This window comes from Serratia sp. MMO-28 (genome assembly GCF_037199905.1).
In the GTDB taxonomy this organism is placed as follows: Bacteria; Pseudomonadota; Gammaproteobacteria; order Enterobacterales; family Enterobacteriaceae; genus Chania; species Chania oryzae.
Genome location: NZ_JBBCVB010000004.1, coordinates 100,617 through 122,476, shown reverse-complemented (window position 1 = coordinate 122,476; position 21,860 = coordinate 100,617). Strand labels below are relative to the sequence as shown.

The window sequence follows — 21,860 nt, the reverse complement described above, 5'->3', positions numbered from 1 at the left end:
ACAATGGCAAAAATAGAAGGTTTTCGTATAAAAAACTTCAGAGCACTGAAGGATATTACACTTGGCCGTTTGTGGAATCAGCAACGAGCTAAACCTCTCGAAGCAATGACGGCAGTTATCGGTAAAAACGGTGTTGGGAAAAGTACTTTATTTGATGCTTTTGGTTTTTTGGCCGATGCACTAAAGCTAGGGGCTGAAGAGGCTTGTGATGCTCGCGGTAGAGGCGGATTTGCAAGAATTAGATCACAAGGGCAAATTGGTGCAGTTGAATTTGAGATCTACTACAAAGAGGACGGTAATGCTCGGCCTATTACCTATGAAATTGCCATAGATATCGATGATTCTGGCCGCCCATTTGTATTGAAAGAACGCCTTAGGCAGAGACGTAAGGGGCAAAAGCACGGTTGGCCGTTTTCATTTCTTGTATTGGATCGTGGTAAAGGTGTTGTATGGAAAGGGGAACAGGAGGGGCGTCAGATAGATGAGGATCAGGGAGTATTTGATCTGATTGGTCTGATTGAATCCATTAAATCAAGTGAAACTGAAGAAGAATCCAAGGAAACCGAAGTTGTCGAATTAGAAGATATTCGCAAGCTTGGTATTGCCACTCTTGGATCATTGAAGCAGCATCCACGTATTTCTGCATTTCGTCGGTTTATAGAAGGGTGGTATCTCAGCTACTTTACTCCTGATGCTGCTCGGAGTTTGCCGCTGGCAGGTCCGCAAAAACACCTCAATATCCATGGTGATAATCTTGGTAATGTCGTGCAATTTATGGAACGTGAACACCCGAAACGTTTTCAGACTATTTTAAATGAAATTGCTGATAAAATACCGGGAATCGATAGGATTGATACTGAAAGAACCAATGATGGCCGATTACTATTGCGCTTTAATGACAAAGGTTTCCAAGATCCATTTTATTCACAGCAGATGTCTGATGGTACATTAAAGGTTTTTGCTTACCTTCTGTTACTGGCAGACCCAACTCCCCCACCATTTCTATGTATCGAAGAACCGGAAAACGGTTTATATCATAAACTACTTGAATCTTTGGCTAGGGAGTTTCGTGAACATGCGACGGGCCGAAAAGGTGGCTCTCAGGTCTTTATCACAACCCATCAACCTTATCTAGTTGATGCATTGGAACCTGCAGAAGTCTGGATCTTGGAAAAAGGGAGTGATGGTTACTCGGCTATTCGTAGGGCAAGTGACGATACATTAGTAATGAATATGGTCGCTGAAGGGTTACCTTTGGGTGGGTTGTGGTATAGCGATTATCTGGATGGGAGATGAATGGATGCACTTTGAGATATTGGTTGAAGATCAATCAGGTAAAAAAATGCTTGATATTCTGCTCCCAAAGATTATTGACACTACCGTCCATACATTTATTGTCCACTCCTATAAAGGAGTGGGACGTATTCCCAAGAACCTTACAGCAACAGGGGATGCTAGCAAACGTATTTTGCTCAACCAGTTACCTCGGCTTTTGAGTGGATATGGGAAGTCTTTTGTCAATTTTCAAGCAGCAGTGATAGTGGTCTGTGATCTTGATGACAAATGCCTGAAAACCTTTCGCCAGGAATTGTGCAATCTACTTGACTCTTGCAATCCGAAACCAGAAACGCGTTTTTGTATCGCCATTGAAGAGGGCGAAGCTTGGTTTTTGGGGGATATTTCCGCAATTAAAGCTGCATATCCTAAAGCTAAAGATGCTGTTTTACGTGCTTATGTGAATGATTCCATCTGTGGTACATGGGAGTGTTTGGCCGATGCTCTCTATCATGGGGGAGCATCTTTACTTTCCACAAGAGGGTGGCAGGCCGTGGGTACTGAAAAATCACAATGGGCTGAAAAAATCAGTCCACACATGGATATCAGCAATAACGTATCTCCAAGCTTTGCATATTTTTGCGATAAACTACGCGAATTGACTAATGCTACTGCTTGATTGGTATAGAACGCCAATGGAGCTACGAACCGACGTAACTCCATTGGTTAAATATCTTACTAGTTCTATTTCAAACCCAGTGCTTTGGCGACACCGGCACCGTAATCCGGGTGCACCTTGGTGAACAGCTCAACCTGACGGCGTTGGATCTGCTCCGGTACCTGCGACAGTTCACCGGCAATGCGTGTGAACATACGCTGATGCTCTTCGGCACTCAGCAGATTGAACAGCGCCCGTGGCTGGCTGTAGTAATCGTCGTCTTCGCGGTGGTTCCAGTGATCCGCCGCACCTTCGAGGCTCAATGGCGGCTCGCTGAAATCCGGTTGCTCCTGGAACATGCCAAAGCTGTTTGGCTCATAGGTCACACCATTGCCGCTGTTGCCGTCCACGCGCATCGCCCCATCGCGGTGATAGTTGTGGAACGGGCATTTTGCACCGTTGACCGGGATCTGGTGATGGTTGACCCCCAGGCGGTAGCGATGCGCATCGCCATAAGAGAACAAACGCCCCTGCAGCATTCTGTCCGGCGAGAAACCGATACCTGGCACCACGTTGGCCGGGTTCATCGCCACTTGCTCCACTTCAGAGAAGTAGTTGTCCGGGTTACGGTTCAGTTCAAAGAAGCCGACATCGATCAGCGGGTAGTCGCCGTGTGGCCAGACTTTGGTCAGGTCAAACGGGTTATACGGGATTTGCGCCGCTTCGTGTTCCGGCATGATCTGGACTTGCAGCTTCCAGCGCGGGAAATTGCCCTGGTTGATCGCGTCAAACAGATCGCGCTGTGAGCTTTCACGATCTTTCGCGATGATCGCTTCTGCTTCATCGTCCATCAGGTTTTCGATGCCTTGTTCGCAGCGGAAGTGGAATTTCACCCAAAAGCGCTCGTTATTGGCATTGATAAAACTGAACGTATGGCTGCCAAAGCCGTGCATATGGCGGTAAGATTTTGGCAGGCCACGATCGCTAAAATCGATGGTCAACTGGTGCAGGGCTTCCGGCAGGTGCGAGAAGAAATCCCATTTATAGATCGGGTTGCGTAGATTGGTGTGCGGATCGCGTTTAACCACATGATTGAGATCGGGGAATTTCAGCGGATCGCGCAGATAAAAGACCGGGGTATCGTTGCCCACCAGATCCCAATTGCCTTCCTCGGTGTAAAACTTCATCGCAAAACCGCGGATATCACGCTCGGCATCCGCTGCACCGCGCTCACCGGCAACGGTGGAGAAGCGGACGAACAGATCGGTTTTTTTGCCAATATAGGAGAAGATCTTGGCGCGGGTGTATTGGGTAATGTCGTGCGTCACCGTAAAGGTGCCATATGCGCCAGAACCTTTGGCATGCATGCGGCGTTCTGGGATCACTTCGCGGTCAAAGTGAGCCAGTTTTTCCAGGAACCATACGTCTTGCAGCAGCATCGGGCCGCGTTTTCCGGCGGTGATAACATTATTATTATCAACAACCGGCGCACCAGCTGCAGTGGTTAATCCTTTCTTGCTCATCAATTGCTCCTTACTGTTTCGCAGTTAATTTGATTGCCTATGCTTGGGGGGGCATAACCGTAATTAATGAAAAGCCTTAGGTTGCCGGCTTATATCAATGGCACTACTAGTTGTAGTCCTATTCTCAGGCAGGGGCAAATAGGTACCGGTTATCGTTGCGATACGGTGATGGCTGATTTTCACTTTTTTACAATTTATTGAAAAATTAGAGAATTATTGCTTTAAATTCCCGCCGGTAGCGTGATGATTCGGTTACACTCATCACCGCACTATTTTCGGGGTAAGACATCATCACTTTCTGATGATGAAGCATGAAAGGAAAAGATAATGAAGAAAACGTTAGTCGCGTGTGCAGCCGGTTGGCTGTTTGTGACGGGTTCGGCTAATGCTATCAGCATGCAGGGTGAGGCAGGGCAACATTATACGAATCTGGGCGTTGGCATGGGGACGTCAACTTCCGGTTTGGCAGTGAGCGGTAATTGGTTACGCAGCGATCATGACGGCAACGTCGGTAGCCTGGGGCTGGGATTCAGTCTGCCGGTCGGCCCGATGATGGCAAGCGTGGGCGGTAAGGCGCTTTACCTCAGCCCGAATGATGGCAAGAGCGGCGCGGCGCTTGCTGTGGGCGGTGGCCTGCAGTGGCCTATCAACCGTTATTTCAGCCTGTACGGTGAGGGCTATTTTGCCCCAGAAGCGCTGACCAGCGGCGTTAAGGCGTATAGCGAAGTCAACGGTGGCCTACGCTGGAACGTTTTCAGCCCGTTCAGCGTTAATGCGGGCTACCGCTATGTCAACATTGAAGGTAAAGAGGGGCATCGTGATAACACGGTGGCAGATGGTCTTTATATCGGTGCCGGTCTGAGCTTCTGATCCTGCCTATGATGGGGGCATTATGCCCCCATGCCGTTATCCGACCGCCGGTAACATACCGCTGGCGATGCTAATCTGAATCACGATCACCGTGATCCCACAGGCAAACACCAGCGCCAGTGCCGGTGTACCGCCCCAGACACGATAATTGGCTTGATGCTGCTGACGTGTTCGCCACACTAATAGGGAAGGTAGTAACAGCGCCAGTATCGAAAGCGCAATGGCGGCAAACCCTAATGCCAGGACAAAACCCCGTGGATAGAACAAGGCAAATGCCAGCGGTGGCAGAAACGTAATAGCTCCGGTCTGCAAGCGGCCGCGCAGGTTGTCTTGGCGTTTGAACAGGTCGGCCAGAAAATCAAACAACCCGAGTGAAACCCCAAGGAATGAGGTTGCCAGCGCCAGATCGGCAAACAGGTGCACCGCCAGTTCGACATGAGGGGAGGCAACCACACCGCGCACCGCCTGCAATAAACCGTTCAACCCGGCCTGCTGTGCAAGAATGCCCACAAAGGTATCGGAACTGATGCTGCCCAGCGTTGCCAACTGCCAGAAGATATAGGCAACCAGCGGAATGGCGCTGCCGATGATGAAAACCCAGCGCAGCTTACGGATGTTGCCACCCATGTAGTTGACGATGCTGGGCACGCTGCCGTGAAAACCAAACGAAGTGAAAATCACCGGAATAGCGGACAGCGCCAGCCCCTGCTGCAATGGCAACGTCATCAGGTTGGTTTGATGGATGTGCGGCATCATCAGGCCGAGCATGACGATCAGAAAAATGATTTTGGCGCTAAACAGAATGCGGTTGAACAGATCGACCGAGTGAGTGCCAATACAGACCACGCCGCCTGCGACCAGCGTGAACAGCAGTACGCCGAGCGAGATAGGGAAATCCTGCGCAATCCATTGGCTAATACTGACCGCCAGCAGTTCACCGGCTCCGCTGATATAGGCCGCCGTCAGTGCGTACATCAGGAACATCATACTGAAACTGGTCAGCCATTGTCCGCCGCCGCCCAGATAGCGCCGGGCCAGCGTGGCAAGGCCGCTGTCTGCCTGTTCATGCTGATAAACCTCCACCAGCAGCAGAGCGGTATAACACATCAGTAACCATAGCCCCACCAGCAGGGCGAGGGTAACACCAAAACCAACGCCTGCCGCCGCCAGCGGCATAGCCAGCATTCCGGCACCAATGGTGGTACCCGCTACGATAAAAACACTGCCCAGAGTGCGATTTTTCACGTTTTTCTCTACTAATCGGTGATTTGGGGAGATTATAGGTAACTTATTTTTGGTGTGGCAGAATAGTGGATTGCTCATTTCGTGTCAAACCGGCGTTACGCAATGTGTATAGATAAGTTTACGTTTTTGCAGCAATCAGTAAAAGTGTGTTAGATAAAGAATATCGTTTAACACAGGGTGAAAAGTTGTTTACAGGCTTCTGTATACCCTTCATCTTGCAAGTTGCAGCGTTGTTGATCGCGGCCAGAAAGCGGCTGTGAATAATGGATGGATCAAAAATGCAGGAGAGACCAATGTTAAGGGTGGAGATGCTTAGCACCGGTGATGAGGTGCTGCATGGGCAAATTATCGATACCAATGCTGCCTGGCTGGCGGACTATCTGTTCCAACAGGGTTTACCGATGAGCGGGCGCGAAACGGTAGGGGATAGCCTTTCCTCGCTGGTGGAAATATTACAGGAACGCAGCCACATCGACGATGTGCTGATCGTTAACGGGGGCTTGGGGCCAACCAGTGACGATCTCAGCGCGTTGGCAGCGGCCAAGGCCTGTGGTGTGGGTTTGGTGGAGCATCCTGAATGGATTGCCCGTATGGAGGCTTTCTTCGCGGAACGTGGCCGCCCGATGGCGGCGTCCAACCGTAAACAGGCGCAAATCCCGGCGAATGCTGAAATGCTGGATAACCGCGTAGGTACCGCCTGTGGTTTTGCGTTAACGCTCAATAAATGCCGGATGTTTTTCACCCCTGGCGTGCCTTCTGAATTCAAAGTGATGGTCGAAGAACAGATTCTGCCGCGCTTGCGCCAGCATTTGACGCTGCCGGAACCCCCGCTGTGCCTGCGTTTAACGACGTTTGGTACCTCGGAGAGCGACTTGGCCGCTGAGTTGGACGGGATGGTATTACCCCCCGGCGTGGTGTTGGGGTATCGTTCTTCCAGCCCGATTATTGAATTGAAGCTGACAGGCCCACGTGCCCAGCAGAGCGCGATGGAACAGGCGTGGGAGCGGGTACGTGAAGTGGCGGGGGACAACAAGATTTTTGAAGGCACGGCAGGGTTACCCGCATCGTTAGCAGAACGCCTGCAGCGGCAAGGGTTGAAATTAGCCCTGAGTGAACAATTTACCGCGGGTTTAATCAATCTGCAGTTACAGAACGCAGCGGCACCGCTGGCAGGGGGGGAATTGCTGCCCGCGCACTGCTGCGAGACGCTGGAAACGGTGTTGGCGCGTGCGCATTCTTTGGCCCAACTGACAGGTTCGCCATTGGCGTTGGCGGTCAGCGCAATGGAGGGCGATCGTGTCAGTGTGGCCCTGCATACGCCGAAGGGCGGTGTTGGCCAGACGGTGAGCTATCGTGCAACACGCCATGGTCTGCGGTTGCGTCAGGAATCGGTGGCGATGTTGGCGTTAGATATGCTGCGCCGTTGGTTGAATGGCGAAAAAGTGTGTGGCAAAAATAGCTGGCTGGAAATTGTGGAAATCATTGAGTAATTCATGCCTTCAGCACGGTGATATATCCCTTATTAATCATAATATTATAGGGGATATTCGGCGTGGGATTATGCTGTTACACTCTTTGCGGGTGCTTGAGACTGTTCGTCTTGGGCATTGTGTGATAAGGCGGATAGATGAAAGCCCCAGACTGACTCTCAATCAGAATGGGGCTGCACATACCGCCTAGACACCGGTATGGTAGCCCCTTCACAGCAAGGAGGCAAGCCATGTATAAAAAACATGCGCTATATGCGTTAACGGTTGTATGTATAACGATTTTGGCATCTATTTGGATGATTAAAGACCGGTTTTGCGGGTTGGCAATCTACCAGAAGGATATCACTATCCTAATGTCGTTAACCTGTATGTGAAGTGGTAATCATTGGGCGGGGGGAAACCCCGCCTTCTGGTATCCTGGCGTGGGTTTCAGGCACCCGACTTTATATTTCCAGCTCAATATCGATCAACGGCATGCAGCAGCAGGGCAGGATCTCACCTTCGTTGATAAACGCCAGCGGCTGTTGACGATAGGCCACTTTACCTTTCAGCAACTTCATGCGGCAGGCACCGCAATAGCCTGAACGGCACTGATATTCCACCGCGACGTCGTGCAGTTCTAGCACGTCGAGCAGGCAGTTTTCGCCTTCAGGGCAGGAGAGCTGCGTACCGGTGGCACGCAGCGTCACGGTTGGCGCAGCCACTTACAGCTCGAAGTCGCTCAGGTCGTCAGCATTGACTTCCGAGTCAATCTGGCCCACCAGATAGGAGCTGACTTCCACTTCTTGCGGAGCCACTTGAACGTTATCCGAAACCAACCAGGCATTGATCCACGGAATGGGGTTAGAGCGCGTCTGGAACGGCAGGCCCAGGCCGACCGCCTGCATACGGATATTGGTGATGTATTCGACATATTGGCACAGAATATCTTTATTCAGACCAATCATAGAACCATCGCGGAACAGGTATTCAGCCCACTCTTTCTCCTGCTGTGCGGCCAGGACGAACAGATCATAACATTCCTGCTGGCATTCTGCGGCGATCTCGGCCATCTCGGGGTCATCCGCACCCGAGCGCATCAGGTTGATGATGTGCTGAGTACCGGTCAGGTGCAGAGCTTCATCGCGGGCGATCAGTTTGATGATTTTGGCGTTGCCTTCCATCAATTCACGTTCAGCAAACGCGAATGAACAGGCGAAGCTGACATAGAAACGGATGGCTTCCAGCGCGTTAACGCTCATCAGGCACAGATACAGCTGCTTTTTTATCGCGCGCAGATTGACGATAACGGTTTTTCCGTTGACCTGATGCGTGCCTTCACCTAACAGGTGGTAGTAGCTGGTCATTTCGATCAGATCGTCGTAATAGCCGGAAATATCTTTCGCACGCTTTTTGATCTCTTCGTTGGTAACGATATCGTCAAACACCAGTGCCGGATCGTTAACGATGTTGCGAATGATATGGGTGTAAGAACGGGAGTGAATGGTCTCAGAGAATGACCAGGTTTCCACCCAGGTTTCCAGTTCCGGGATTGAGATCAGCGGTAACAGTGCCACGTTCGGGCTACGGCCCTGGATGGAGTCCAGCAGCGTCTGATATTTCAGGTTGCTGATGAAGATGTGTTTTTCATGCTCCGGCAGCGCCTGATAATCGATGCGGTCACGCGAGACGTCAACTTCTTCCGGGCGCCAGAAGAAAGAGAGTTGCTTTTCAATCAGCTTTTCGAAGATTTCGTGTTTCTGCTGGTCAAAGCGTGCCACGTTGACTGACTGGCCGAAGAACATCGGCTCAAGCAACTGGTTGTTTTTGTTCTGAGAAAAAGTGGTGTAAGCCATAAGCTTGAATCCATTAGTGCAGTGCTGAATTAAAGGGGCCAGAAGAACTCTGGCCCGCTGCGTTGAACGTTAGATCTTGCAGGCGCCGCTTTCACAGTCGTCATCGCCGCCTTTGGCTGGCTGCATGTCTTCCTGGATATCGTCTGCACCGTCACGGGTGTTCTGATAATACAGCGTCTTCACGCCGAACTTGTAGGTGGTGAGCAGGTCCTTCAGCAACTGCTTCATCGGAACCTTACCACCTGGGAAACGGGTCGGGTCATAGTTGGTGTTGGCAGAGATCGACTGATCGATAAACTTCTGCATCAGACCAACCAGTTGCAGGTAACCGTCGTTATTCGGCATTTCCCACAGCAGTTCGTAGTTGTCTTTCAGACGTTCATACTCAGGCACCACCTGACGCAGAATGCCGTCTTTCGAGGCTTTGATGCTGACATGGCCACGTGGTGGCTCAATGCCGTTGGTCGCGTTGGAAATCTGTGAAGAGGTTTCCGACGGCATCAGCGCAGACAGCGTTGAGTTGCGCAGGCCGGTTTCTTTAATCTCCTGACGCAGAGTTTCCCAGTCGTAATGCAGCGGTTCGCTACAGATAACATCCAGGTCTTTCTTGTAAGTGTCGATCGGCAGGATGCCCTGCGAGTAGGTGGTTTCATTGAACCACGGGCAAGCCCCTTGCTCCTGAGCCAGACGGTTCGACGCTTTCAGCAGGTAGTACTGAATAGCTTCAAAGGTCCGGTGGGTCAGGTTGTTGGCACTGCCATCGGAGTAACGCACGCCGTTCTTCGCCAGATAGTAAGCGTAGTTGATCACGCCAATGCCCAGGGTACGGCGGCCCATCGCACCACGGTAAGCGGCTTTGATGGGGTAGTCCTGGTAGTCCAGCAGCGCGTCGAGCGAGCGCACGGCCAGCGTCGCCAGCTCTTCTAAATCGTCCAGGCTATCGATAGCACCCAGGTTAAAGGCCGACAGCGTACACAGCGCGATCTCACCATTTTCGTCGTTTACATCATCCAGTGGCTTGGTCGGCAGAGCGATCTCCAGGCACAGATTGGACTGGCGTACTGGCGCAACTTGCGGATCAAACGGGCTGTGGGTGTTGCAGTGATCGACGTTCTGGATGTAGATACGGCCGGTTGAGGCGCGTTCCTGCATCATCAGCGAGAACAGCTCTACCGCTTTCACCCGCTTCTGGCGAATGCTGTCATCTTGCTCATATTGGGTATACAAACGCTCAAATTCGTCCTGATCGGCGAAGAAGGCGTCGTACAGCCCAGGAACGTCAGACGGGCTGAACAGGGTGATATCTTCGTTCTTGATCAGGCGCTGATACATCAGGCGGTTGAGCTGCACGCCGTAGTCCATGTGGCGCACGCGGTTACCTTCAACGCCACGGTTGTTTTTCAGCACCAGCAGGCTTTCGACTTCCAGATGCCACATCGGGTAGAACAGCGTGGCGGCACCGCCGCGTACGCCACCCTGAGAGCAGGATTTCACGGCAGTCTGGAAATGCTTGTAGAACGGAATACAGCCGGTATGGAAGGCTTCACCGCCGCGGATCGGGCTGCCTAGCGCACGGATGCGGCCAGCGTTGATACCGATCCCCGCACGCTGTGAAACGTATTTCACAATGGCGCTGGAGGTGGCGTTGATGGAGTCCAGGCTATCACCACATTCGATCAGCACGCAGGAGCTGAACTGACGGGTAGGGGTGCGCACGCCAGACATGATTGGCGTAGGCAAAGAAATTTTGAAGGTAGAAATCGCGTCATAGAAACGTTTGACGTAATCCAGACGGGTGGTGCGCGGGTAGCCGGAGAACAGGCAGGCAGCGACCAGGATATACAGGAACTGTGCGCTCTCGTAGATCTCGCCGCTGACGCGGTTTTGCACCAGATACTTCCCTTCCAACTGCTTGACTGCCGCGTAGGAGAAATTCATATCGCGCCAGTGATCGATAAAGGAGTCCATCTGCTCGAACTCTTCAGCCGTGTAGTCTTCCAGCAGATGTCTATCGTACTTGCCCATCTCTACCATGCGCACCACGTGAGCGTGCAGCTTTGGCGGCTCAAACTGGCCGTAGGCTTTTTTACGCAGGTGGAAAATGGCTAAGCGAGCAGCCAGATATTGATAGTCCGGCGCATCGCGGGAGATCAGATCGGCGGCAGCTTTGATGATGGTTTCATGGATATCGGCGGTTTTGATGCCGTCGTAGAACTGAATGTGTGAACGTAACTCTACTTGAGAGACCGAGACGTTATGTAAACCTTCTGCGGCCCAATCGATGACCCGGTGGATTTTGTCGAGGTTGATGCGCTCTTTACGGCCATCGCGTTTAGTTACAAGTAGACTTTGGTTCATTTTTACCTGTCCGTATGATTCCCCTTAAGCAAGAAGTGTAGTCGCTCTGCTCAGTATGTAAACACTACATATAGGGGGTGGGTGTCGATGAGGTAACAAGATAGTGAGAAAGCAGGGCGTTTGCAAGTGAACAAAATCGCCCGATTTTGTGGATAACTTGGGGGTGAAATCTTGCCGCCCGTTCCCAGTGCGCACTGTGACTGGCACGACAAGCTTGTCAATAAGCGGGATAAGATTTTGCGAAAATCTAGAAAATTTGGATCGTTTGCCGCTTTATTAAACGTTAGAAAAAAACGGCATATTGATCTGATTTAATATTCTTAAAAACTGCTTACGCCGCATTTTTTGATCGAAAGCCGGTAAAAGGGGTATTTTTCTTAAATCCAACGCGTTACGGAGCCAGCAAAGCCAGCTCCGAAGCGGTATGGCAGCGTTAGCCTTCGTGCTGGGTATGAACCATATAGTTCACATCAACATTGCGGCCAAGCTTGAAATGATCGGTTATCGGGTTGTAATGCAAGCCAATGATGTGTTTTTCACGGAGTGGTGTGCCGTCTACCCAGCCAATCAGTTCAGAGGGGCGAATGAACTTTTTATGGTCGTGCGTACCCTGCGGCACCATCTTGAGCACGTACTCTGCTCCGATCACCGCCATCAGCCAGGATTTGGTATTGCGGTTGATGGTGGAGAAGAACACGTGGCCACCGGGCTTCACCAAATGAGCGCAGGCACGCACTACCGAAGCAGGGTCGGGGACGTGTTCAAGCAGTTCCATACAGGTGACGATGTCATACTGCTGAGGATGAGCCTGGGCATGATTTTCTACCGTTTCCTGAACATAGGTCACATCCATACCGCTTTCCAGCGCATGCAGACGCGCCACCTGCAGCGGTTCGGCCCCCATATCCAACCCGGTGACCTCTGCGCCTTCTCGCGCCATGCTTTCTGCCAGAATACCGCCGCCGCAGCCGACGTCGAGCACCTTCTTGGCAAAAATGCCATCTGCATGTTGCATGATATAATTCAGGCGCAGCGGGTTGATTCGGTGCAGCGGTTTGAACTCACCCTCCAGATCCCACCAGCGTGAGGCCACGGCCTCAAACTTGGCGATCTCTTGGTGATCAACGTTCTGCACGTGGCGGGATGATTCTGCATTCATGGGCGTTATTAGCTCCTTGTTTTCCATTGAGCGGATTATACATGTTCCGGCGCAGTAGCCCCAATAACGCGAAGTTGCCGGGTATATTTTCCCGTAAAGCGCGCTTTGTGATATAGTTTTACCCCTTTGGCACTATGCCAGGGCAGATGAATCATTCAGTATGAGGGATAGCAGCTCCATGAGCGACCTTGCCAGAGAAATCACACCGGTAAATATCGAAGAAGAGCTGAAAAGCTCGTATCTGGATTATGCGATGTCCGTTATTGTCGGGCGTGCGCTGCCAGATGTTCGTGATGGACTGAAGCCGGTACACCGCCGCGTTCTGTACGCGATGAATGTATTGGGTAACGACTGGAATAAACCCTACAAGAAATCGGCCCGTGTCGTCGGGGACGTCATCGGTAAATACCACCCGCACGGTGACAGCGCGGTTTATGACACCATTGTCCGTATGGCCCAACCGTTTTCGCTGCGCTACATGCTGGTAGACGGCCAGGGTAACTTCGGTTCTGTTGATGGCGACTCCGCCGCGGCAATGCGTTACACCGAAGTGCGCATGTCGAAAATTGCTCACGAACTGCTGGCGGATCTGGAAAAAGAAACCGTCGACTTTGTGCCTAACTACGACGGTACCGAGCAGATCCCAGCGGTGATGCCGACCAAGATCCCAAACCTGCTGGTGAACGGTTCATCCGGTATCGCCGTGGGGATGGCCACCAACATTCCGCCGCATAACCTGTCTGAAGTTATCAGTGGCTGTCTGGCCTATATCGATGATGAAAACATCAGCATCGAAGGCCTGATGGAGCACATTCCTGGCCCGGACTTCCCGACGGCGGCGATCATCAATGGTCGCCGTGGTATCGAAGAGGCCTACCGTACCGGCCGTGGCAAAGTGTATATCCGCGCCCGTGCAGAAGTGGAAACCGACGGCAAAACCGGCCGTGAAACCATCATCGTGCATGAAATCCCGTATCAGGTGAACAAAGCGCGCCTGATCGAGAAGATCGCCGAGCTGGTGAAAGAGAAACGTGTTGAAGGCATCAGCGCGCTGCGTGACGAGTCTGATAAAGACGGGATGCGCATCGTGATCGAAGTCAAACGCGACGCGGTGGGTGAAGTGGTGCTCAACAACCTGTATTCACTGACCCAGCTCCAGGTGACCTTTGGTATCAACATGGTGGCGCTGCATCAGGGCCAGCCGAAGTTGCTGAACCTGAAGGATATTCTGAAGGCGTTTGTTCGCCATCGCCGCGAAGTGGTCACCCGCCGTACCATCTTCGAACTGCGTAAAGCCCGCGATCGTGCACACATCCTGGAAGCCTTGGCGATTGCTTTAGCCAACATCGATCCGATTATCGAACTGATCCGCCGTGCGCCAACCCCGGCCGAAGCGAAAGTTGCGCTGGTTGCGCAGGCTTGGGACTTGGGTAACGTGGCAGCCATGCTGGAACGTGCCGGTGGTGATGCCGCGCGGCCAGAATGGTTGGAGCCGGAGTTCGGTATCCGTGATGGCAAATATTACCTGACCGAGCAGCAGGCTCAGGCGATTCTGGATCTGCGCCTGCAGAAACTGACCGGCCTGGAGCACGAGAAGCTGCTGGACGAATATAAAGAACTGCTGAACGTCATCGCTGAGCTGATCTTTATTCTGGAAAACCCAGATCGTCTGATGGAAGTGATCCGCGAAGAGCTGGAAGCGGTTCGCGATCAGTTTGGTGATAATCGCCGTACCGAAATCACGGCTAACACTTCTGACATTAACATCGAAGATCTGATCAATCAGGAAGATGTGGTGGTCACGCTGTCGCATCAGGGCTATGTGAAATATCAGCCGCTGAGCGACTATGAAGCACAGCGTCGTGGTGGTAAAGGCAAGTCTGCCGCCCGTATTAAAGAAGAAGACTTTATCGATCGTCTGCTGGTGGCGAACACCCACGATACGATCCTGTGCTTCTCCAGCCGTGGCCGCTTGTACTGGATGAAGGTGTATCAATTGCCGGAAGCCAGCCGCGGTGCACGTGGCCGTCCAATCGTCAACCTGCTGCCGCTGGAAGCCAACGAACGTATCACCGCGATCCTGCCGGTACGCGAATACGAAGAAGGGCGCCATGTGTTTATGGCCACCGCCAGTGGCACCGTGAAGAAAACTGCTCTGGTCGAATTCAGCCGTCCGCGCAGTGCGGGCATCATTGCCGTAAACCTCAACGAGGGTGACGAACTGATCGGTGTGGATCTGACCGATGGCAGCAACGAAGTGATGCTGTTCTCCTCTAACGGTAAAGTGGTGCGTTTCCCTGAAGGGCAGGTTCGCTCGATGGGCCGTACGGCCACCGGTGTTCGTGGTATCAACCTTGGCGAAGGCAGCAGCGTGGTTTCGCTGATTATCCCACGCGGTGAAGGTGATATCCTGACGGTGACCCAGAATGGTTACGGCAAGCGTACTGCGGTGACGGAATATCCTACCAAGTCGCGTGCGACTCAAGGGGTTATCTCAATCAAGGTGAGTGAGCGTAATGGTTCGGTTGTGGGTGCGGTACAGGTAGAAACCACCGACCAGATCATGATGATCACCGATGCCGGTACCTTAGTGCGTACCCGTGTCGCCGAAGTCAGCGTGGTTGGCCGTAATACCCAGGGTGTAACGCTGATCCGCACTGCTGAAGACGAGAACGTTGTTGGCCTGCAGCGCGTTGCCGAACCGGTTGAGGATGAAGAACTCGACAGCCTCGAACCGGGTGTGGCAGAAGCGGAAGAAGAGAGTACGCCGCTTGATGAGGGTGACGACATCGCGCCTGACGACCTGGATGACGAAGACGCGTAAAGATTACCTTGGATAACGCAGTTATCCGTGGTGAAGCAAAGGGCTTGGCAGCGATGCTAGGCCCTTTTTCAGTTATATGGTTTAATTGCCCGATATACTCATCATACTTCAAGTTGCATGGGGGCAGCTCCCGGCAGCGTTGTCGCACCAGTCACACAGTGCCCTAGGCTCCTGGCGACTCGGACGTGCCGCCTACAGGCAACTCGAATTATGAAGAGTATATGGTCCAGCGGTGTTTCCCCGGAATAGCCATTTTTGTGATGAACACGCACGTTACCACTCATTTTGATATGGTATCCGATTGAAATATTTAGCCTCTTTCCGCACCACCTTAAAGATTTCCCGCTATTTGTTCCGGGTGCTGGCGCTTATGCTGTGGTCGCTGGGGGCGTTGCTGACGACGTTTTATATTCTGGATATTCTGCATGAAAAAGAATCAGATATCCGGCAGGAGTTTAATCTCAACTTCGATCAGGCACAGGGGTATATTCGCCACTCTTCTGATATTATCAGAGATATCAAATACATGGCGGAAAACCGCCTTAACCGTTCGGTGGGTAGCCTGGATGCATTTACCGGCGTCATTAACGGCAAGAGCAGCATTCCGTTATCGTTTATCCCGCTTTACCCTGAGTCTAACTGCGCTCTCAACGGTGCTTATCACGAATCCCTCGCTTCATTGAGCAGCCAGGTACAATACTGGAAAGAGAACTTTGTTGCCGCCTACGACCTCAACCGGGTGTTTTTCATTGGCGGTGATAGCTTGTGTATGACGGAGTTTGGCAGCAGCAGTGGTACCGCCGATCGACAAAGTGTCCTGAAGTCATTGCATGAGCAGATTCTGAAATATCGTAATACCAACAACCTGGATCGAAGCAGCAATCTCTACTGGATCAGCCCTAGCACTCAGCGGCCAGATGTTGGCTATCTGTATGTCATGGCCCCCCTCTATGTTGGCAACAAGCTGGAAGCCTTGTTGGGGATTGAACAAACCATTCGTCTGGAGGATTTTGTCAATTCGGGCAACCTGCCGGTGAGTGTGACGGTGCTGGATGAGAACAGCGAGCCCGTGTTGCGCCTGACAAACGGCGATCGCTACGTGGCTTCATCTTATACTTATCCGCAGGCTCACACGTATTTTGGCTATGTCGATAGTTATCACGATCTGATCATGAAGAAGGCGTTACCGCCGTCAGCGCTCAGTATTGTCTATTCATTGCCGGTGAAGAGCGTGGCGGACCGCTTTAAAGTGTTGATCCTCAACGCGGTGCTGTTGAACTTGCTGTCGGCCTTCGTGATATTCAGCCTAGCCTGGCTGTTTGAGCGCAAAATGTTCCTGCCCGCAGAAGAGAATGCTTTTCGTCTGGAAGAGCATGAGCAGTTCAACCGTAAGATCGTCGCTTCGGCTCCGGTGGGGATCTGTATTCTGCGTATCAGCGACGGCAGCAATATTCTGAGTAACGAATTGGCGCACAACTATATCAATCTGCTGACCCACGAAGATCGCGAGCGCATTACGCGCATCATCTGTGAGCAGCAGACGAATTTTGTCGATGTGATGACCAGCAATAACAACAATCTGCAAATCAGTTTTGTGCATTCCCGCTATCGCAATGAAGATGTGGCCATCTGCGTATTAGTGGATGTGAGCGCCCGCGTGAAGATGGAGGAGTCGCTGCAGGAGATGGCGGCGGCGGCGGAGCAGGCCAGTCAGTCTAAGTCGATGTTCCTGGCTACCGTCAGCCATGAACTGCGCACGCCGCTGTACGGCATTATTGGCAATCTGGATCTGCTGCAGACCAAGGAACTGCCACAAGGGGTAGAGCGTTTGGTCAATGCGATGAACAACTCCTCGGGGCTGTTGCTGAAGATCATCAGTGACATTCTGGATTTCTCCAAAATCGAGTCCGAGCAGTTAAAGATTGAGCCGCGCGAATTCTCGTGCCTGGAAGTGATCACCCATATAGCAGGCAACTATCTGCCGCTGGTGGTGAAGAAACACCTCGGGCTGTACTGTTTCATTGAGCAGAACGTGCCAGAGCGTATTAATGGCGATCCGGTACGTTTGCAACAGGTTCTCTCTAATCTGCTGAGCAATGCGATCAAATTTACCGATACTGGCTGTATTATCCTGCAGGTGTGCACTCGCAATAGCTATCTGGAATTTACCGTGCGCGACACGGGCGTAGGCATCCCCGAGAAAGAAATCCCGCGCCTGTTTGATCCTTTCTTCCAGGTGGGTAGCGGGGTGCAGCGCCATTTCCAGGGGACCGGTTTGGGTTTGGCGATTTGTGAGAAGCTGGTCAACCTGATGGACGGCGATATCTCCGTGGAGTCTGAACCTGGGCTCGGTAGTATGTTCACTATTCGCATTCCCCTGTTTGGGGCTCAGTTCCCAGCGCCGCAGGCCAGCGATACCTGGCAGGGGAAAGCGCTGTGGCTGCAGATCCGTAACCAACGGTTGGAAAGCTATCTGATGGCCATCTTGGGGGGATATGGAGCGAGGATCCAGCGCTATGAAGGGCAGGAGACGACAGCGGGGGATATTCTGCTGAGTGATTATCCGTTGCAATTAGCAACGCCGTTATTGGCACAAATCGAATTTTCCATCGGGCACATTGGGCCTGCATTGGAAACCCATCCGGGTTACTGGATGCATAGCACTTCGACATCGCGGGATACCATTGTGCTGTTGAATCGCCTGTTTGGTGTTGATGCCGACGATACTAAACCCCTGTTAACACTGCCTTCACCAGCGAAACCCTGCGCAGTGGATAACGGGGATATCCGTTTATTGGTGGTGGACGATCATCCGATCAACCGCCGTCTGTTATCCGATCAGTTAACGTCGCTGGGTTACCCGGTGATTACTGCTAACGACGGTATCGATGCGTTAGGGGTCTTGAATCACAATGAGGTGGATATTGTACTGACTGACGTCAATATGCCGAATATGGATGGCTATCGCTTGACGCAGCGTTTGCGGCAGTTGCGGGTTATCGCACCGGTAATTGGCGTAACGGCCAATGCTTTGGCGGAAGAGAAGCAGCGTTGCATCGAAGCCGGGATGGATAACTGCCTGTCGAAACCGGTCACCTTGGAAACGCTCAATCAGACATTATCCTATTACAGCCAGCAGGTGCGGCGCAGCAGGATCGAGCAGGAAGAGGTCTAAAACGACAAAAAGGCGCATGAAGCGCCTTTTCCGTTTGCCCGTAGTGGACTTAATCTTTATCTAACTGCGTCATGCTGACGGAGGAGAGATAGTTAAGCAGGGCAATGTCGTTATCAACGCCCAGCTTCATCATGGCCGATTTCTTTTGGCTACTGATGGTTTTGATGCTGCGGTTCAGCTTTTTGGCGATTTCGGTCACCAGGAAACCTTCAGCAAACAGGCGTAATACTTCGCTTTCTTTCGGCGAAAGACGTTTGTCACCGTAACCACTGGCATTGATTTTTTCTAGCAGTTTGGACACGCTTTCCGGCGTAAACTTCTTGCCTTTCTGCAATGCGGCCAGCGCCTTAGGCAGATCGGTCGGCGCACCTTGCTTCAGGACGATGCCTTCGATATCCAGATCCAGCACGGCGCTGAGAATTGCCGGGTTATTGTTCATGGTCAGAACAATGATCGACAACTGCGGATAGTGGCGCTTGATATATTTAATCAGTGTGATGCCATCGCCATACTTGTCACCAGGCATCGAAAGATCGGTGATCAGTACGTTAGCATCCAGCTTGGACAGATTGTTGATCAGTGCTGTTGAGTCTTCAAACTCCCCAACGACATTCACCCATTCAATTTGCTCAAGTGACTTCCGGATGCCAAACAGTACGATAGGATGGTCATCAGCAATAATTACGTTCAGGTTATTCATGTTGTTGGCTACCTTGCTGCAGCAGTCTACTGATGAAAAAATCAATCTGACTGATGTTATTCTCGATCTTAAGCGTATCACCGTCTGCGATGTGCTGTTCTAACGATTCACACAATTGCTTGCCGGGAAGCAGGTTTAACATAGCAAACACGCCTTTCAGGCGGTGTGCGGTTTGAGTCAGTGCAGCAAAATCACTGCTGCCCACTTCAGTATACAGTTTTCTGACATCCTCGGGTACTGTATCGATAAATAAACTATAGTAATCGCTTGATTTCAATTGTTTTTCATAGTGTTGAATATCTTTTTCCGTTAAGGATTGCGGGCTTTCCTCCCGATCGAGTGCGGCCATCTGCTGTTCCATCAGCATCAGAATGGCATCGATCATCGCACCGCTCAGATTATAGTTGACCCGAATATAGCCTTTGTCGAGCTGTTGCCAGCCGGTTTCATCGCTGGCCAGCAGTAACGTATAATCATCGGCCTGCTGCGGATTATCGGTCAGCAACACGTCATAATTGCGGTTGAGCTGGTGCTCTTCGGCGACGATACAGTCAGCGCCATAGGCATTCAACAGGTGGGTGACAATGCTGCGAACTTCTTCTGAAGTGATGTCCAGCAGGGCCGTTACCCCGTCCAGCAACTTTTCTTGCACTTCCTCTTCTTGCTGGCTCTTTTTCATCTCCAGGCCGACGCGGATAGTGTAACGGGTGCCAATATCGATTTTACTGTGGATCTCCAACTGGCCGTTCAGCTTCTTGCATAGTTGATTACACAGGAAAAAGGTGAGCCCAGAGCCTTGGTTGAAACGATCGGCTAACGTCTGGCTGAGGAAGGGGTAAGTGAGATTGCTGATTTCCTCACTGGAAATGCCCGAGCCCGTATCGTTGATATGGAACACCAGATGATTCGGGCGATTCGCTTCATGTTCTACAATCAGCGTAATCTTGCCGTAGGATGTCGTGATAGTCGCGTAGTGAAGCAGTAGCGAGATAACTTTGCGCAGCGCATGGGTATCGCCGATGTATTGCTGGTCTGCAGCAAGATGGAAATGGCTGAATAGCGCCAATCCCTTCTGGTTGATAGCGGGCAGGGCGTCCTGCAGCAGCTCATCGATCAGCACCAACGGGCTGAACGGCTGGCGCGAAGGCTGCCACTCCTGGGTTTCCAGCCGCGTGAGCAGGGTAATGTTCTCGATTAAACCTAGCACTGATGATGAAGCCAGGTTCAGTTGATTAAGCAGCGTCTGCCGCTGTTCTTCGTCTGACGGCGTGCGCAGGCGCTCAGCCAATTCATGCATCTGCCGTACCGGCTGATTGAGTTCGATCCCCAGGTTATGCAACATCAGCTTGCGTGCCTGAACGTTTTTATCGTACTCATGGCGTGCCAACTGCAAGCGTTTGTTCACCAGCACTTCTCTGTCCTGATCGTGCAGCAGGAACAGATAGGTTTCGGCGGATAATTGGCTAGGGAAAATCCGGATTTCATAAACCTCGTTATTCACCGTTACCTGGATCACCCCGTGGTGCTGTTCTGCCATATGGGCGATTTTTTGCAAGCTGAGATGTGGCAGCAGGTGTTCGGCGATTTTGTTGCTGGTAATCACGCTGTTGCTGGCAAAATCGTACACCAGCAGCCCTGAGGGGAGGCTGGCGACAATTTCCCGGCTCAGCGCACGCACCCTCTCCAGCTCGGCGGCCATGTTCTCGCTTGGGCGTATGTATTGTTGGCGGATAAAGTAAATCCCCATCATCGACAGCGCCATCAGCAACAGATTAACCACTAGCAGCCAGAGATTATTGCGTAACAGGTCAATGGCCAGATTGATGGCAGAAACGCGGTAGACCAGTTTCAGCGGCGCATTGGGCAAGACAACGCTGAATTCAACCCAACTGCCTTTCAATACGGCACTGGTCTCGGTAACGGTTTCGTTTGGCACTGCGCTTTCATCCAGTTCGCTACCATCAGGCAGCAGCAGGAAGTTGGCACGCGCCATATGGAGCGGAATGATATCGTTAATCGGCAGATCAAAGGCGATCACCGTGGCCAAATGCCCCGGCTGATTAAACGTAGTGCGGATCGAAAATGAATAGGCGTTCTGAAAACGTTGCTTGCGCAGGCCTGAGAAGCTTTCCCGTTCGTCCAACATATTGGCCTGTTGCAGCATTTCTGCCCGGCGTTCCGCGGCGGAGGTAGTGAGATAGTTTTCCTTTAAACGCGAGGTCAGGTCTTTTAGCGATTGGGTTGTCACCAGGCTCAGGCTATTATCCTGCCCATTGAGGTAATACATCGCATAGCTTTCGGTTTTTGCCCCCCAACGGACATCAAGGAAGTCTGAAATATTGGCGATCATCGTCAGCGTGCTGCTGTCGTGGTTGCCAAAAATCACCGCGTCGGTCTTCCTGCGCAGCTTTTCCACGTAATAAACATCTGGGTACAGGCGGGCTTCCTGCCGGTGGATTTCGCTGGGCTGCGAGGTGGCATTACCAAATTTGTCGTAGATCTGGTAGGTGAGGTAGCGGTAGCTATCAATGCGTTTTTGCAGGGCATTGGCGATGGTGCTGACGGAATACTTTTTTTCCACCAGATAGGCATTGGTGTAGTTGTAACCATACAGGCCGAGCGCTACGGCCAGCAGCACGATGAACAGCCAGAAACAGCGGGTGAGGTAGCTGGAGCTGATGGTCAGTCGTTTATTTTGCATTATACCCTTCGTATTTGAAGCCGCGGGAGGAGTGGCGGCGCTCACTT

General features: G+C 51.9%; 15 protein-coding genes. 7 read left to right on the top strand and 8 right to left on the bottom strand.

The window, feature by feature from the left end; all coding sequences use genetic code 11:
* Positions 1-3: 3 nt before the first annotated feature.
* Together WG891_RS04945 and WG891_RS04940 are read left to right on the top strand one after the other, a co-directional pair.
* On the top strand, positions 4-1,296 hold the full coding sequence (locus tag WG891_RS04945; RefSeq protein ID WP_337261747.1) for an AAA family ATPase: 1,293 nt from the start codon (positions 4-6) through the stop codon (positions 1,294-1,296).
* Positions 1,286-1,954: a DUF4276 family protein gene (locus tag WG891_RS04940; RefSeq protein WP_337261746.1), complete on the top strand. Its 669-nt coding sequence runs from the start codon at positions 1,286-1,288 to the stop codon at positions 1,952-1,954. The genes WG891_RS04945 and WG891_RS04940 overlap by 11 nt, the downstream gene beginning before the upstream one ends.
* 65 nt (positions 1,955-2,019) lie before the next feature.
* On the opposite strand, the gene katA is transcribed toward WG891_RS04940, so the two are convergent.
* Positions 2,020-3,456, bottom strand: a complete 1,437-nt coding sequence (katA, locus tag WG891_RS04935) for a catalase KatA (protein WP_337261745.1) — start codon at positions 3,454-3,456, stop codon at positions 2,020-2,022.
* A 327-nt stretch (positions 3,457-3,783) separates the two neighbouring features.
* Here katA and WG891_RS04930 point away from each other — a divergent pair, with 327 nt between their 5' ends.
* The gene (locus WG891_RS04930; RefSeq protein WP_337261744.1) at positions 3,784-4,326 is read left to right on the top strand and encodes a YfaZ family outer membrane protein; all 543 of its coding nucleotides are present in this window, start codon (positions 3,784-3,786) and stop codon (positions 4,324-4,326) included.
* 36 nt (positions 4,327-4,362) lie between these two features.
* On the opposite strand, the gene tyrP is transcribed toward WG891_RS04930, so the two are convergent.
* Entirely contained in the window at positions 4,363-5,571 is a 1,209-nt protein-coding gene (tyrP, locus tag WG891_RS04925) for a tyrosine transporter TyrP (protein ID WP_443006025.1), read from the bottom strand.
* A 293-nt stretch (positions 5,572-5,864) separates the two neighbouring features.
* On the opposite strand from tyrP, the gene WG891_RS04920 reads away from it, so the two are divergent.
* Both WG891_RS04920 and WG891_RS04915 read left to right on the top strand, forming a co-directional pair.
* On the top strand, positions 5,865-7,061 hold the full coding sequence (locus WG891_RS04920; protein ID WP_337261743.1) for a nicotinamide mononucleotide deamidase-related protein YfaY: 1,197 nt from the start codon (positions 5,865-5,867) through the stop codon (positions 7,059-7,061).
* A 167-nt stretch (positions 7,062-7,228) separates the two neighbouring features.
* Positions 7,229-7,435: a Hok/Gef family protein gene (locus WG891_RS04915; RefSeq protein WP_337261742.1), complete on the top strand. Its 207-nt coding sequence runs from the start codon at positions 7,229-7,231 to the stop codon at positions 7,433-7,435.
* 69 nt (positions 7,436-7,504) lie between these two features.
* Here the strand turns inward: WG891_RS04915 and yfaE are convergent, their stop codons facing one another.
* The 4 genes from yfaE to ubiG form a co-directional block, all read right to left on the bottom strand.
* Positions 7,505-7,765 carry a class I ribonucleotide reductase maintenance protein YfaE gene (gene yfaE / locus WG891_RS04910; RefSeq protein ID WP_076941550.1) on the bottom strand — a complete coding sequence of 87 codons (261 nt, stop codon included), beginning with the start codon at positions 7,763-7,765 and terminating at the stop codon, positions 7,505-7,507.
* The gene (gene nrdB / locus WG891_RS04905) at positions 7,766-8,896 is read right to left on the bottom strand and encodes a class Ia ribonucleoside-diphosphate reductase subunit beta (RefSeq protein ID WP_076941549.1); all 1,131 of its coding nucleotides are present in this window, start codon (positions 8,894-8,896) and stop codon (positions 7,766-7,768) included.
* A 69-nt stretch (positions 8,897-8,965) separates the two neighbouring features.
* The gene (gene nrdA, locus WG891_RS04900; protein ID WP_076941548.1) at positions 8,966-11,254 is read right to left on the bottom strand and encodes a class 1a ribonucleoside-diphosphate reductase subunit alpha; all 2,289 of its coding nucleotides are present in this window, start codon (positions 11,252-11,254) and stop codon (positions 8,966-8,968) included.
* Between the two features lie 433 nt (positions 11,255-11,687).
* Positions 11,688-12,413, bottom strand: coding sequence for a bifunctional 2-polyprenyl-6-hydroxyphenol methylase/3-demethylubiquinol 3-O-methyltransferase UbiG (gene ubiG, locus WG891_RS04895; protein ID WP_337261741.1), 726 nt, complete (start codon positions 12,411-12,413; stop codon positions 11,688-11,690).
* A gap of 178 nt (positions 12,414-12,591) precedes the next feature.
* On the opposite strand from ubiG, the gene gyrA reads away from it, so the two are divergent.
* Together gyrA and rcsC are read left to right on the top strand one after the other, a co-directional pair.
* Positions 12,592-15,237, top strand: a complete 2,646-nt coding sequence (gene gyrA, locus WG891_RS04890; RefSeq protein ID WP_337261740.1) for a DNA topoisomerase (ATP-hydrolyzing) subunit A — start codon at positions 12,592-12,594, stop codon at positions 15,235-15,237.
* 301 nt (positions 15,238-15,538) lie between these two features.
* Complete coding sequence (gene rcsC, locus WG891_RS04885) at positions 15,539-18,412, top strand: two-component system sensor histidine kinase RcsC (RefSeq protein WP_337261739.1); 2,874 nt, start codon at positions 15,539-15,541, stop codon at positions 18,410-18,412.
* 49 nt (positions 18,413-18,461) lie between these two features.
* Here the strand turns inward: rcsC and rcsB are convergent, their stop codons facing one another.
* Together rcsB and rcsD are read right to left on the bottom strand one after the other, a co-directional pair.
* A complete protein-coding gene (rcsB, locus tag WG891_RS04880; RefSeq protein WP_025122830.1) occupies positions 18,462-19,112 on the bottom strand; it encodes a response regulator transcription factor RcsB in 651 nt (216 codons plus the stop codon).
* Positions 19,105-21,813 carry a phosphotransferase RcsD gene (gene rcsD / locus WG891_RS04875; RefSeq protein WP_337261738.1) on the bottom strand — a complete coding sequence of 903 codons (2,709 nt, stop codon included), beginning with the start codon at positions 21,811-21,813 and terminating at the stop codon, positions 19,105-19,107. The genes rcsB and rcsD overlap by 8 nt, the downstream gene beginning before the upstream one ends.
* Positions 21,814-21,860: the final 47 nt, after the last annotated feature.

What these genes read in the sequence shown, in the direction of transcription:
- nrdB (WP_076941549.1), bottom strand. Translation starts at nt 8,896, where the DNA reads ATGGCTTACACCACTTTTTCTCAGAACAAAAACAACCAGTTGCTTGAG.
- rcsD (WP_337261738.1), bottom strand. Translation starts at nt 21,813, where the DNA reads ATGCAAAATAAACGACTGACCATCAGCTCCAGCTACCTCACCCGCTGT.
- WG891_RS04940 (WP_337261746.1), top strand. Translation starts at nt 1,286, where the DNA reads ATGGGAGATGAATGGATGCACTTTGAGATATTGGTTGAAGATCAATCA.
- katA (WP_337261745.1), bottom strand. Translation starts at nt 3,456, where the DNA reads ATGAGCAAGAAAGGATTAACCACTGCAGCTGGTGCGCCGGTTGTTGAT.
- WG891_RS04915 (WP_337261742.1), top strand. Translation starts at nt 7,229, where the DNA reads ATGGGGCTGCACATACCGCCTAGACACCGGTATGGTAGCCCCTTCACA.
- ubiG (WP_337261741.1), bottom strand. Translation starts at nt 12,413, where the DNA reads ATGAATGCAGAATCATCCCGCCACGTGCAGAACGTTGATCACCAAGAG.
- WG891_RS04930 (WP_337261744.1), top strand. Translation starts at nt 3,784, where the DNA reads ATGAAGAAAACGTTAGTCGCGTGTGCAGCCGGTTGGCTGTTTGTGACG.
- gyrA (WP_337261740.1), top strand. Translation starts at nt 12,592, where the DNA reads ATGAGCGACCTTGCCAGAGAAATCACACCGGTAAATATCGAAGAAGAG.
- WG891_RS04920 (WP_337261743.1), top strand. Translation starts at nt 5,865, where the DNA reads ATGTTAAGGGTGGAGATGCTTAGCACCGGTGATGAGGTGCTGCATGGG.
- nrdA (WP_076941548.1), bottom strand. Translation starts at nt 11,254, where the DNA reads ATGAACCAAAGTCTACTTGTAACTAAACGCGATGGCCGTAAAGAGCGC.
- rcsB (WP_025122830.1), bottom strand. Translation starts at nt 19,112, where the DNA reads ATGAATAACCTGAACGTAATTATTGCTGATGACCATCCTATCGTACTG.
- WG891_RS04945 (WP_337261747.1), top strand. Translation starts at nt 4, where the DNA reads ATGGCAAAAATAGAAGGTTTTCGTATAAAAAACTTCAGAGCACTGAAG.